This window comes from Ruegeria sp. SCP10 (assembly GCF_040329495.1).
Lineage (GTDB): Bacteria > Pseudomonadota > Alphaproteobacteria > Rhodobacterales > Rhodobacteraceae > Ruegeria.
Map to the genome: position 1 here is coordinate 98,095 of NZ_JBDZYF010000012.1, position 12,761 is coordinate 110,855.

Annotated in this window: 16 protein-coding genes; 9 read left to right on the forward strand and 7 right to left on the reverse strand. The window is 57.3% G+C overall.

Annotation, left to right across the window (positions count from 1 at the left end):
* The first annotated feature begins 3 nt into the window (after window positions 1-3).
* Genes ABLN87_RS19275 through ABLN87_RS19295 form a run of 5 tightly spaced genes read left to right on the forward strand, consistent with a single transcriptional unit; the run spans window position 4 to window position 2,966 of the window.
* Window positions 4-474 carry an HPr kinase/phosphorylase gene (locus tag ABLN87_RS19275; RefSeq protein ID WP_353013398.1) on the forward strand — a complete coding sequence of 157 codons (471 nt, stop codon included), beginning with the start codon at window positions 4-6 and terminating at the stop codon, window positions 472-474.
* Entirely contained in the window at window positions 471-1,352 is an 882-nt protein-coding gene (rapZ, locus tag ABLN87_RS19280; protein ID WP_353013400.1) for an RNase adapter RapZ, read from the forward strand. Before ABLN87_RS19275 ends, rapZ begins: the two co-directional genes overlap by 4 nt.
* Window positions 1,349-1,741, forward strand: a complete 393-nt coding sequence (locus ABLN87_RS19285) for a PTS sugar transporter subunit IIA (protein WP_170531314.1) — start codon at window positions 1,349-1,351, stop codon at window positions 1,739-1,741. The genes rapZ and ABLN87_RS19285 overlap by 4 nt, the downstream gene beginning before the upstream one ends.
* A gap of 16 nt (window positions 1,742-1,757) precedes the next feature.
* A complete protein-coding gene (locus ABLN87_RS19290) occupies window positions 1,758-2,027 on the forward strand; it encodes an HPr family phosphocarrier protein (protein WP_170531313.1) in 270 nt (89 codons plus the stop codon).
* A 39-nt stretch (window positions 2,028-2,066) separates the two neighbouring features.
* Window positions 2,067-2,966: a lysophospholipid acyltransferase family protein gene (locus ABLN87_RS19295; RefSeq protein WP_353013402.1), complete on the forward strand. Its 900-nt coding sequence runs from the start codon at window positions 2,067-2,069 to the stop codon at window positions 2,964-2,966.
* A gap of 47 nt (window positions 2,967-3,013) precedes the next feature.
* Here the strand turns inward: ABLN87_RS19295 and ABLN87_RS19300 are convergent, their stop codons facing one another.
* Window positions 3,014-3,889 (reverse strand): 3-hydroxybutyryl-CoA dehydrogenase, encoded by an 876-nt coding sequence (locus ABLN87_RS19300; protein ID WP_353013404.1) that lies wholly within the window; start codon window positions 3,887-3,889, stop codon window positions 3,014-3,016.
* Window positions 3,890-4,052: 163 nt separating this feature from the next.
* On the opposite strand from ABLN87_RS19300, the gene ABLN87_RS19305 reads away from it, so the two are divergent.
* Window positions 4,053-4,865, forward strand: a complete 813-nt coding sequence (locus tag ABLN87_RS19305; RefSeq protein ID WP_353013405.1) for a DUF6473 family protein — start codon at window positions 4,053-4,055, stop codon at window positions 4,863-4,865.
* Between the two features lie 56 nt (window positions 4,866-4,921).
* On the opposite strand, the gene ABLN87_RS19310 is transcribed toward ABLN87_RS19305, so the two are convergent.
* The 6 genes from ABLN87_RS19310 to ABLN87_RS19335 all read right to left on the reverse strand — a co-directional run bounded on the left by ABLN87_RS19310 (window position 4,922) and on the right by ABLN87_RS19335 (window position 9,292).
* A complete protein-coding gene (locus ABLN87_RS19310) occupies window positions 4,922-5,851 on the reverse strand; it encodes an electron transfer flavoprotein subunit alpha/FixB family protein (protein ID WP_353013407.1) in 930 nt (309 codons plus the stop codon).
* The gene (locus ABLN87_RS19315) at window positions 5,851-6,609 is read right to left on the reverse strand and encodes an electron transfer flavoprotein subunit beta/FixA family protein (protein ID WP_353013409.1); all 759 of its coding nucleotides are present in this window, start codon (window positions 6,607-6,609) and stop codon (window positions 5,851-5,853) included. Before ABLN87_RS19315 ends, ABLN87_RS19310 begins: the two co-directional genes overlap by 1 nt.
* A 280-nt stretch (window positions 6,610-6,889) precedes the next feature.
* Complete coding sequence (locus tag ABLN87_RS19320; RefSeq protein WP_353013411.1) at window positions 6,890-7,462, reverse strand: cob(I)yrinic acid a,c-diamide adenosyltransferase; 573 nt, start codon at window positions 7,460-7,462, stop codon at window positions 6,890-6,892.
* Window positions 7,463-7,666, reverse strand: coding sequence for a twin transmembrane helix small protein (locus ABLN87_RS19325; RefSeq protein WP_170531301.1), 204 nt, complete (start codon window positions 7,664-7,666; stop codon window positions 7,463-7,465). It lies immediately after the preceding gene.
* Between the two features lie 81 nt (window positions 7,667-7,747).
* On the reverse strand, window positions 7,748-8,575 hold the full coding sequence (locus tag ABLN87_RS19330) for an SDR family NAD(P)-dependent oxidoreductase (protein ID WP_353013413.1): 828 nt from the start codon (window positions 8,573-8,575) through the stop codon (window positions 7,748-7,750).
* Between the two features lie 69 nt (window positions 8,576-8,644).
* Window positions 8,645-9,292, reverse strand: coding sequence for an SH3 domain-containing protein (locus ABLN87_RS19335; RefSeq protein ID WP_353013415.1), 648 nt, complete (start codon window positions 9,290-9,292; stop codon window positions 8,645-8,647).
* A 205-nt stretch (window positions 9,293-9,497) separates the two neighbouring features.
* On the opposite strand from ABLN87_RS19335, the gene parC reads away from it, so the two are divergent.
* From parC to ABLN87_RS19350, 3 genes are all read left to right on the forward strand, one after another.
* Complete coding sequence (parC, locus tag ABLN87_RS19340; protein ID WP_353013417.1) at window positions 9,498-11,846, forward strand: DNA topoisomerase IV subunit A; 2,349 nt, start codon at window positions 9,498-9,500, stop codon at window positions 11,844-11,846.
* 98 nt (window positions 11,847-11,944) lie between these two features.
* Entirely contained in the window at window positions 11,945-12,535 is a 591-nt protein-coding gene (locus tag ABLN87_RS19345; protein WP_353013419.1) for a hypothetical protein, read from the forward strand.
* Between the two features lie 115 nt (window positions 12,536-12,650).
* Window positions 12,651-12,761, forward strand: a 111-nt coding sequence (locus tag ABLN87_RS19350) for a GTP-binding protein (protein WP_170744588.1), incomplete at its 3' end; no start/stop codon positions are given.

Below are 12,761 nucleotides of genomic sequence, written 5' to 3' on the forward strand. Positions count from 1 at the left end.
CCGATGACCATCCCATCCCTGAATGATGCGGTAGACCGGGACAGCGCCCGCGTTCATGCCAGCTGTGTCGTGGTTGCCGATAGGGGTCTTTTGATCTTGGGGGCTTCGGGGGCGGGTAAATCCTCTTTGGCATTGCAGATGATGGCGCTGGGCGCGCACCTGGTGGCCGATGATCGGGTTGATCTTGAGATGGCACAGGATTGCATCATGGCCTCGCCCGTGCCTGAGATTTCCGGTTTGATCGAGGCTCGCGGTATCGGATTGTTGCGAGCACAGAATGCGCCCTCGGTTGTGGTGCATTTCGTGCTGGATTTGGATCAGGAAGAGACGGCGCGCCTGCCTGATCCGATCACGATCCCGCTGCTCAGGCACACTGTGCCCTTGCTTCGGGGCGCTGCTGTGCCCAATTTGGCACCAACCCTGGTGCAACTTCTCAGATTCGGACGTGTAGACCCGGAATGGCCGAACAAATGACATCGCAAAAGCGAACCGTTCTGGTGACAGGGCCGTCGGGCGCAGGCCGCTCGACTGCGATCCATGTGCTGGAAGACTTGGGCTTTGAGGCCATCGACAACCTGCCCATGGGGCTTCTGGCGCGTCTAATGGACGGAGCAGAAGCTGACCGACCCATGGCTCTTGGTATCGACGCGCGCAACCGGGATTTTTCGACCATCGGTTTTATCGAACTAGCCGAGAAGCTGGGCCGCATGCCCCAAGTGGATTTGACAGTTCTCTATCTGGATTGCAGCGATGATGTGTTGCTGAGGCGCTTTTCCGAAACCCGCAGGCGCCATCCGGTTGCTCAGGATGCAGGCCCAGAAACCGGCGTTCGTCGTGAAAAAGAGCTGTTGGCGCCCATTCGAGAGATCGCGGATACTCTGATCGATACCAGCGGCCTAAACGTGCACCAGTTGCGCGAAGAGGTTGAGCGCTGGTTCGCCCCCAAGGACGGTCGTCATCTGGCGGTCTCGATTGAATCGTTTTCCTACAAGCGCGGTCTGCCGCGTGGATTGGATATGGTTTTCGACTGTCGATTCCTCGCAAACCCCTATTGGCGACCCGAATTGCGGTCGGCAGATGGTCGAAACCCGGATGTCGCGCACTATGTCCAGTCGGATATGAACTATGCGCCGTTTTTTGACCGGATCACCGATCTGCTAAATTTGCTGCTGCCGGCGTTTCGCGCCGAAGGTAAGGCGCACCTGTCGGTAGCGTTTGGCTGCACCGGCGGGCAACATAGATCGGTGGCAATGGCTGAAGCGGTTGCAAAGGCCCTTGCAGAACAGGGCCAGCAGGTGGCAATTAGACACCGCGAAATGGAACGACGCGCGTTGAATGTGAGGCCGGATTGATCGGGATTGTAATCGTAGCGCATGGCGGCTTGGCTCAGGAATATCTGGCCGCTATGCAGCATGTGGTGGGGGCGCAACCTGGTTTGGCGGCGATCGCGATCGAAGCCGATCATGACCGCGAAGAGAAACAAGCCGAAATCTGCCGTGCAGCGAATGAGGTCGATCTGGGTGACGGCGTTGTCATCGTGACAGACTTGTTCGGAGGCAGCCCCTCAAACCTCAGCCTCAAGGCCTGTGCGCCACAGGATCGCCGAATCCTCTATGGCGCGAACCTACCCATGCTGATCAAATTGGCCAAAAGCCGCCACCTGCCGGTCGCTGACGCAGTACGTCAGGCGATGGAGGCTGGACGCAAATACATCAATGCGCAAAATGTGACATTGGACTAAGACCGGACAGATTGAAATGACCAACCGAAGCTTGAAAATCATTAACGAAAAAGGGCTTCACGCCCGTGCCTCCGCCAAACTGGTCGAGGTTGTCGAGGGGTTTGATGCCAATGCTGAAGTCTCCAAGGATGGCCTTTCTGCATCCGGCGACAGCATCATGGGCCTTTTGATGTTGGCAGCCTCACGCGGAACGACTATTGACGTTCAGACCTCGGGGCCAGATGCTGAGGCATTGGCAGAAGCCTTGGAAGCGCTTGTGAATGACAAGTTCGGAGAAGGGTTCTAAACCGCCCCACCGGGACAGGAACTACGGGAAGACCAGGAATTGGCGGAAACAACGCACGAGACCAAGACAGGCCCGATCGTAAACGGGGCAGAGGATCAGGGCGAGATCTACGATCGTAGAACGCTCACCTATGCGAACTCGTTCGACGATGCCTGGACCGCGACCGCTATTCGCGCCATCGAATGGTGCACCGGCAAGCTGACCATTCTGAGGATGGTCAACAAGTTCGAAAAGAAGAACGAGTTGTATCGTGGCCAACGGTTCTGGAGCGGCGCGCTCAAGACCATGGGCATTACCCTTACAACGCCCGAAGAACAGATCGCGCGTATTCCGAAAACCGGCCCTGTTGTCGTTGTTGCCAATCACCCGCATGGCATGGTGGATGGTATGATCTTTGCAGAATTGATCGGGCGCGTCCGCAGTGATTACCGCATCCTGACACGTTCGGTTCTGACCGGCCTGGATGAGGCCGCCACATCGTTCATGATCCCGGTACCGTTTCCGCACGACCCCGAAGCGCAAGCAAAAATGCTGGAAATGCGCAGTAAGGCGATGGATCACCTCAAGGATGGTGGCGTTGTCGCGCTGTTCCCCTCTGGGGTGGTGATGTCCTCGGACGATTGGTTCGGCCCGGCGATTGAACGCGAGTGGAATGTTTTCACTGCCAAAATGATCCGCCGCTCGGGTGCGACGGTCGTTCCGATCTATTTCCCGGGTCGTAACTCACGTGCCTATCAGATTGCCAATAAACTGTCGCCGATCCTACGCCAGGGATTGTTGCTGCATGAGATCGTCCGCTCTTGCAATAAACCGCAATCTCCGGTCATCGGAGAGCCGATCTCTGACGAGGATATGCAGCTTCTGGAACGCGATCCGCGTGGTTTCATGGCGTGGCTCCGGGATCGGACCATGTCCTTGGGTACATCAGACAGGTCCTGATCTACTCTCTATCTGGCAAACATATTCCACGCGAAGGTGCTGGAACACTAGCGTGTGGGCACGGGAACCTCACCGCGATAGTCATAAAACCCACGATCCGTCTTGCGACCCAACCATCCGGCTTCGACATATTTGGTTAGCAACGGGCAGGGGCGGTATTTTGTATCCGCCAATCCGTCATGCAGCACATTCATGATTGCCAGACAGGTATCCAGCCCGATGAAATCTGCCAGTTCCAATGGCCCCATCGGATGGTTTGCACCCAGCTTCATGGATTGATCGATGGACTGAACGTTCCCTACGCCTTCATAAAGCGTGTACACGGCTTCATTGATCATCGGCATCAGGATTCGGTTCACGATGAAGGCTGGGAAATCTTCGGCACTTGCGGCGGTTTTGCCTAGGCGGTCCACCACTGCCTTACACGCGGCATAGGTCGGCTCATCGGTTGCGATCCCTCTGATCAATTCGACCAGCTGCATCACGGGAACCGGATTCATGAAGTGAAATCCCATGAATCGCTCGGGCCGATCTGTCCGGCTGGCCAGTCGCGTGATTGATATCGACGAGGTGTTCGACGTCAGGATCGTATGTGGTAGCAGATGCGGTTGCAGGTCTTCGAAAATGGCCTGTTTGATTGTCTCGCGCTCAGTTGCGGCCTCAATGACCAGATCAGTCTGGCCCAGCCGCGGCAGTTCCAGCGTTGTTGTGATCCGCTGCAACGCAGCCTGCATCGCCTCGTCGCTGATCTTTCCGCGCGAAGCCTGACGCGCCAGATTGCCCTGGATCGTGTTGATCGCTTGGTCAAGCGCCTCCTGGCTGACATCGTTCAGCAGAACATCATAATCCGCCAAGGCCAGCACATGAGCAATACCGTTGCCCATCTGACCTGCGCCAATAACTCCGACCGATTTCACATCCATGTTCTGCTGCCTTTGCCCTGCGCGTTATGGGCGACAGTATCGGCAGTTCGGGGCGGGCGGCAAGGGGCAGGTATGGCCGCAATTCGCTTCAAATGCGCACATTAGGAAAATCTCAACATCTGGGGCGTCAAGATGGCAGTTGGGTGAAAAATGGGTGAGTGAGATGAGCTATCATCAGACAGGCTCCGGCGTGACCGGGGGCGAACTATGTCAATATTCTGGGTCGAAACTGTGGTTTCGCGGGCCTGCGAATGCGCTGGATGGTCCTTATGTGGCCTGCGTTGGCATGGATGAAACCTTTGGGCGGTTTGTCGAGCACCCGTATCCTGCTGTTCTTCAAGACAAATTGCGGAAGACATGCGTCAACCTGGGCAGCTTGTTTTCGGGAGTTGATGCCATTCTTGGCGACGACGGTTTGCTGGAGCTGATCAATGGTAGCCAGATATGTGTTCTGCAACTGCCCGAGATGCACGGTCAATCGAATCGATTCTATCGCGTGCACCCTCGCCGCAACGACCGCTTCCTTGCCCCTACGCCAGACCTTCTGGCGTTGTATCCTGAGATTGACTTTACCGAGATCAATTTTGTGCGCCATTTGCTGAACCGGCTTCAGGCCAATCAGGATGCCCGTTTTGAGATGGTCGCCCTGGAGCTGCAAGAAGGCTGGGTGAAGGCGATGAAAACCTTGCTGCTAAACATCGAAATTCCGGTTTTTCTGCTGCATCTCACGGTGGGTCGGGTGCAGCTTGTCGAGGATACCCTGATACAGATCAGCGATGCGATGCTGGGTCAACTTAGACCGTTTGCCGCGAAAATGGTCAAAGCCGAGGTTGCCGTATCAGGTGCGTCTGAGTGGCTTGAGGATGTGCTGTTTGGTACGCTACAGCAGCCGATGGCCGAACACATGATCGGCCCCGCCGCCCATCGTGCCATTGCGGATGCGATCTTGCCTGACCTCAGAGATATGAACGACTAAGGCCCGCCTGTTGGCGGGCCTTTCGACGGTCTTCTGTAAAAACCTGGTCTCTTAGATCAGCTGAGTTTCTCGGTCAGTTCCGGCACCGCCTGGAACAGGTCTGCGACCAAGCCGAAGTCGGCGACCTGGAAGATCGGCGCTTCTTCGTCCTTGTTGATCGCAACGATGACCTTCGAGTCTTTCATCCCAGCCAGGTGCTGGATCGCACCCGATATGCCGACAGCGACATACAGGTCAGGGGCAACAACCTTACCGGTCTGACCTACTTGCCAGTCATTCGGCGCGTAGCCAGAGTCCACAGCGGCGCGCGACGCGCCAACAGCGGCACCCAGCTTGTCGGCCAAAGTCTCAATCAGTTTGAAGTCCTCTTCCGAGCCGACACCACGGCCGCCCGAGACAACAACGCCAGCCGAGGTCAACTCGGGGCGGTCACTTTCGGCAACCTTGTCTTCAACCCAGGAGGACAGGCCTTCGGAACCCGGAACCGAGATGGTCTCAACCGGGGCCGAGCCACTTTCGGCTGCTGCGTCGAAGCTTGCAGTCCGCAGAGTGACGACTTTCTTGACGTCGTTCGACTTGACGGTCTGGATCGCGTTGCCCGCATAGATGGGGCGTTCGAAGGTCGAGCCGTCAACCACGCCGGACGCATCCGAGATCACCATCACGTCCAACAGCGCGGCAACGCGCGGCATGACATTTTTGGCGTCGGTGGTCGCAGGGGCAACGATATGCTCGTAGCCATCAGCCAGCGACACGATCAGGGCCGCGGTCGATTCCGCTAGGCGGTGACCCAGCGAGTCGTCTTCAGCGACCAGAACCTTGGACACGCCGTCGATCTTGGCGGCGGCCTCACCGGCAGCGGCGGCAGACCCACCTGCGGCCAGAACGGTTACATCACCCAGCGCCTTCGCGGCGTTGACGGCCTTGGCGGTGGCGTCCATCGACAGCTCACCATTGTTGACTTCTGCCAGAAGAAGAACAGCCATTACACAGCCCCCGCTTCTTTGAGTTTCTCGACCAGCTCGTCGACCGAGCCTACGACGATACCAGCGGCACGTGCCGGCGGTTCTTCAGTTTTGACGATTTCCAGACGCGGAGAGACGTCGACACCGTAATCGGCGGCCGTCTTCTCATCCAGCGGCTTTTTCTTCGCCTTCATGATGTTGGGCAGTGACGCGTAGCGTGGCTCGTTCAGGCGCAGGTCAACGGTGACGATGGTCGGCATCTTGACGTTGATGGTCTGCAGACCACCGTCAACCTCACGGGTGATCTTGGCGCTGTCGCCTTCGATGTCCACTTCCGATGCAAAGGTGCCCTGGCTCCAGCCCAGCAGGGCCGACAGCATCTGACCGGTGGCGTTCATGTCATTGTCAATCGCTTGCTTGCCCGCCAGAACCAGACCGGGCTGCTCTTCCTCGACCACTTTGGCCAGGATCTTGGCAACGGCCAGAGGCTCGATATCAGTGTGCACATCATCAGCGGCAACAACCAGAATTGCACGGTCGGCACCCATGGCCAGAGCGGTCCGCAGGGTTTCCTGCGCCTGCTTGACGCCGATCGAAACGGCGACGACTTCGTCAGCCTTGCCGGCTTCTTTCAGGCGGATCGCCTCTTCCACGGCAATCTCGTCGAACGGGTTCATCGACATTTTGACATTGGCGAGATCAACACCGCTACCGTCCGCTTTGACGCGGACCTTCACATTATAGTCAATCACGCGCTTGACAGGCACGAGTACCTTCATTTTGCGCTTTCTCCTCACAAAAACGGCAAGCCGCAATGCGACTCCACCAATGCTCTCGGACGACTGAATAACGTCTCATGTCTTGCGACAACAGGGCAAAATCGTCACGTCATAAGCTTGAGACGTCGCGTTTTGATTTTTTTGACGTCACGGCGCGAAACTTTGTTGCGGATAGAAGCAGTTGATTTGCAGGCGCGCCATTCAGCGGTTCGCGCCCACCCTTCGGTCCGGGGCTTCGCCCTTCCGGTCGCCGTGGCGTCCACTGGACGCCACGCCGCTTTCAGCGGTTCGCGCCCGGAACCCACAAGACGTCGTCTTTGCCGTTGTTGTTGGCGCAGCGGGCCGCCACAAAAAACCAGTCGCTGAGACGGTTGAGATATTTGACGGCCACCTCGTTCACCGGCTCCATATTTGTCAGCTCAACGGCAAGGCGTTCGGCCCGACGGGACACGGTGCGGCAGACGTGCAGATGAGCCGCCAGACGGGATCCACCCGGCAGGATGAAACTGCGCAACGGTTCAAGGTCTGCGTTCATCGCATCAATCTCGGCCTCAAGACGGTCGATCTGGGCAGGGGCGATTCGCAGTGGCGGATAGTCTGCCTCGGCATCTTTTTCCATGTCGGGGCGGCAGAAATCGGCCCCCAGATCGAACAGATCATTCTGAATGCGGGCCAAGGCCGCGTCGGTTTCACCACCGGCCTCTGTGCGTGCCACGCCCACGAAGGAGTTCAACTCATCCACTGTGCCATAAGCGGCCACCCTGCCAGAGTATTTGGCAACCCGCTCACCATTGCCGAGGGCGGTTTTCCCGTCATCTCCGGTTCGTGTGTAGATTTTGTTTAGTACAACCATTTAAGATGCCCCCTGTCCTTTAAGGTAGACGTAGAGCAGGATCAGCAATACGGCAATGAACTGAAACAGGATGCGTAGCCGCATCATCTTGTTGCTTTTCTTCGCAGCCGCCATGCCGCCTTTGCCGAAGTTGGAAATGCCGATCGCCAACACGACCACCACTGACGCCATGGCCAGAAGCAAAACGACCATCAAAAGGTCCATAAGGGTTCACCGTCTGCGTTTTTTGTTTCGTTTGGACTGATCTAGCCCCGATACCCGAAAAAGCGAACCGGTAATTTCGTCTCAGATGTCGGACAGAATGCGGTCAATCGCCCTTGTAGGCAAAATCCGGCGCAGATAGCCAGCGATATAGGTCGGCGTGGTGACATAGTAGCGGGCTTTTGGTCTGCGCGCCTCGACCGCCTGGACCAGCTTAGCCGTGACCGCCGAAGCGGGCAGTTCAAACTTGTCGGGCCCCGCGCTTTCATACAATCGCTTCAGCAGTGAGTTTTCGTATTTCGCTCGTAGGGCCGAGTTTTCCCAATCAATGAACCGTTCGAATAGCGGGATGGCCTTTTCACGCAGCTTTGACGTGATCGGGCCTGGTTCGATGAGGATCACGCGGATGTTTGTTTCCTTCAATTCAAGACGCATCGTGTCGCTGAGCCCTTCGATGGCGTATTTCGTCGCCACATAGGCCCCCCGCCATGGGAATGCCACCAGCCCAAGTACAGATGAACATTGAACAATTCGTCCATGCCCTTGTTCCCGCATGACGGGAATGACCTGCCGCGTCAGTTCGTGCCAACCAAAGAAATTGGCTTCGAAGATGTGGCGCAACCCGTCTGTGGGCACATCTTCGACCGCGCCGGGCAGGCCATGGGCGCCGTTGTTGAACAAGGCGTCCAACGTGCCGCCGGTGGCCTGTAAAACTTCGGTCAACCCGGCCTTGATACTGTCTGCATCCGCATAGTCGATTCGCGGGCTTTCAAAGCCTTGGGCGCGCAAACGATCACAATCACGCTGCTGTCGGCACGAGGCAAACACCCGCCAGCCTTGTGCCCGCATACCGTGTGCTGCATCAAGCCCGATACCCGAAGAACAACCTGTGATGAGAATCGATTTTTGCATGAGTGTCCCGCACCAGAGTGTGCTCAATAGCTACGGTCAGCATTGGGGCAGGACAATGACGCTAAACAATCAGTTTGATGTTTTTCGGACAAGCGATGTTGAAATCCATCCGACCTGTTGCCCGGGCAACACGCGCAGGCGCAACCAGCCGGTGCCCGAGTCGCTCAGAACTTCGACCTGCTGGCCGATCCGGGCTTTGCCGATGATCGGATAGATCGTACCGGGTCCATCGCGCATGTTCACGCGCGTGCCTGAAATCTCGCGGATGTCCTTTTCTGGTTCGGGCAAAGCGGGCACGCCTACTGTCTCGGGGTCGGCGTCTGTGACCACCTGTTGAAGTGAGGCAACACCGTCTTCAAGCGATGCCAGCGCAAGCGACACCGTTTGATCTTCGAACAAAGAGGGGTTCGCCTGCAGGCCAGCGGCCACCTGTGCAAGCATGGCCTTGGTTTCTTCTTCGGTCAGGGCTGGCTCAGGCTCTGCAAGCGGCTCAAGCGTTTGTGCAGGACGATCCGACGGGGTCGGTTCAAAGCTGACCTGTGTCACAAGCTCTTCCACAGAGGCTGAGGCCACGGGCTTAGAGGCGGGCTTGAAAGCTTCGGCCATAAGTTGCGGATTATCCGCGCGCAGGCCGCGTGGTTCAAAATCCGGGCCTCCGCTCATCACGTAAAAGGTCCAGCCGAGTGCGGCAAATGTAATAAGAATAAGGCGCGTCATGGCGCATCCCCCAAAATCAATCGTTACAACAACAAAAAGGCAGCATTCATTTATTGTCGGAATGGTACCATATTTTGATGGCTGAGTCGAAAATCGGGGGAAAACACAGGCTTGCCTCCCCCTGTTGCAAAAAGCACGACTTGTCCCCAGCAAAATGGACCATGCTTGCTTTACCCAGCCGCGCTTGCGTCGTATCACATCATCTATGAATGACACGATCGACGACCCCAATATGGAGGCCCCTGAAGGTGGGGGCGAGGTAGCCGAACCGCTGCGCCGCGCAATTGGTGAGCGTTATCTGACCTATGCGCTGTCCACCATCATGCACCGGGCGTTGCCGGATGCACGCGACGGGCTGAAGCCGGTCCACCGGCGAATCCTCTATGCGATGAGAGAGCTGCGACTCAGTGCAACCGGAGGCTTCAGGAAATCGGCCAAGATTTCCGGCGACGTGATGGGGAACTATCACCCGCATGGGGACGCTGCGATCTATGACGCGATGGCGCGTCTGGCGCAGGACTTCAACGTGCGTTACCCGCTGGTCGACGGGCAGGGGAATTTCGGCAATATCGACGGCGACAACCCGGCGGCCTCGCGATACACCGAGGCACGGATGACCGTCGTGGCCGAGGCGCTGCTTGAAGGTTTGAACGAAGACGCCGTTGATTTCCGTGACAATTATGACGGCACGCTGACCGAACCGGTCGTGCTGCCCGCGCAGTTTCCGAATCTGTTGGCCAACGGCGCCAGCGGTATTGCCGTGGGCATGGCGACGAATATTCCGCCGCACAATATCTCAGAGCTGTGCGATGCCTGTCTGCATCTGATCAAGACGCCGGATGCGCGCGACGACACGCTGTTGAACTATGTCCCCGGCCCGGATTTCCCGACCGGTGGTGTCATCGTCGAGCCACCCGAGAACATCGCACAGGCTTATCGTACCGGGCGCGGCTCTTTCCGTCTGCGCTGTAAGTTCGAGGTCGAGGATCTGGGACGCGGCCAATGGCAGATCGTCGTCACTGAGATTCCCTATCAGGTTCAGAAATCCAAGCTGATCGAAAAGATCGCCGAGCTGATCCAGACCAAGAAAATCCCGATTCTTGCCGATGTGCGCGACGAATCCGCTGATGATATCCGCCTGATACTCGAACCACGCTCCAAGAACGTGGACCCCGAGGTGCTGATGGGCATGCTCTACCGCAACTCGGATCTTGAGGTGCGGTTCAGCCTGAATATGAACGTGTTAATCGACGGCGTAACGCCTAAGGTCTGCTCGATGAAGGAAGTGCTGCGAGCTTTCCTTGATCACCGGCAGGAGGTTCTGCTGCGCCGCTCTCGCCACCGCATGGCGAAGATCGACCACCGCTTGGAGGTGTTGGAGGGCTTTATCGTCGCCTTCCTCAACCTCGACCGTGTGATCGACATCATCCGTTACGACGACGACCCGAAGGCCGCGCTGATGCGCGAGGACTGGGGCATAGACCATGTCCGCGCGACCGACGAAGCCGACTATGTCTCGCCCAAACCGGGCGAGGGTGAGTTGTCCGAAGTTCAGGTCGATGCGATCCTCAACATGCGCTTGCGCAGTTTGCGCCGTCTGGAAGAGATGGAGCTGGTCCGCGAACGCGATGAGCTGATGCTGGAACGCGCCAACCTCGAAGACCTTCTGGCCGATCCCGCCCTGCAATGGGCCAAGATTGCCGAGCAGTTGAAAGAGACCAAAAAGACCTTCGGCAAAGACTACGAAGGTGGCGCGCGCCGCACGCAATTTGCTGAGGCCGGACAGGTCGAGGAAGTGCCGCTCGAAGCAATGATCGACCGTGAACCGATCACGGTGGTTTGCTCTCAGATGGGCTGGATTCGCGCAATGACCGGACATATCGATCTGGCACGCGAATTGAAGTTCAAGGACGGCGACGGCCCCCGGTTCATATTTCATGCTGAGACCACCGACCGGCTGCTGGTGTTTGCGTCAAACGGGCGGTTTTACACGGTCAGTGCCGCCAACCTGCCCGGTGGGCGTGGCATGGGCGAACCGCTGCGTCTGATGGTCGACCTGCCAAACGAGGCTCAGATCATCGACATCCTGATCCACAAACCGGGGCGAAAGCTGCTGGTAGCCTCCGACGCAGGCAACGGATTCATGGTGCCCGAGGATGACGTGCTGGCCCAGACCCGCAACGGCAAACAGGTGCTCAACGTCAAGGATGACGAGACGGCGATGATCTGTAAGCCGGTCGCAGGCGACCATGTGGCGGTCGTATCTCAGAACGGCAAGTTCCTTGTCTTCCCGACCGAAGACCTGCCCGAGATGACGCGCGGCAAGGGTGTCCGCCTTCAAAAATACAACATGGCACGCGGGCGGCAGGGGACGCTGGAACTGGATGGCGGCCTGTCCGACATCACCACCTTCAATTGGGAGGAAGGCCTCAAATGGTCGATGGGGGGCGACAAGACACGGCACGAGGCGGACATGTCCCAATGGCTGGCCAAACGCGCCAGTGTTGGGAAAAAGCCCCCCTATGGTTTCCCACGCGACTATAAATTCTCGTGATCAAAGGGCTTGCGCGGGTGAAATTCTGCCGATGTGGCTTGGCACAGCCTGTGTTGGTGCGCTAAATCAAAAGAAAAACAGGCCTATCGAGACGAGACATGTTGCGCATTCTGACACTGATCACCGGATTGGCCCTGATGGGCGCCTGCACGCAGACACAGGTTTACGAAGAACCTGAGTCGCTGGGTGAGTTCAAGCTACGTGTAAACTACGCGTTTGCCGAAAAGGCGAAACAGGGCCCGGTTTCGCGCGATGCAACCCCAAAAGAATGGGAAGACGCGATCCAGAACGCGGTTGATATCCGTCTGGGGCGCTACCAAGGCGCGCAGGAATATGACATCGGCATCAGCCTCGAAGGCTATATGCTGGCCCCTCCCGGAGTTCCCGTTATCTATAATCCCAAAAGCACCGCGATTGTTTTGGTAAACGTTTATGACGTGAAAAAGAAAGAGTTTCTGGCCAAGGCCAAACAGTTCCAAGTGCTGGAAGATACGACTGGGGAAAGCGCCTTTGCCGGTTCAGGGCGCACCCGAACCAAAGAACAGCAAATGAGTGGTTTGGCCCTCAAAGTTGCTGACCGCGTCGAAGAATGGCTGGCTGAAGAGCACAACGACAATGGCTGGTTCGACAAGCGACCAGACCTGATCCAACCGCTCGATTCTACCGAACTGGTGCAAAATCCGGCCTGAGCTCGGCTTTTCGCCAAGGATGTGCTTGATTTTCCCCCCTGAACCAAATATCTCGCGCGCGCAGATGTAACCACGGGACCAAGGGTCCCCCAAAATGCAAAAGGGCGCCTGAGGAATGGCAAAGGAAAAGTTTGAGCGTACAAAACCGCACGTCAACATCGGCACGATTGGGCACGTTGACCACGGTAAAACCACGCTGACCGCAGCAATCACCAAGTATTTCGGT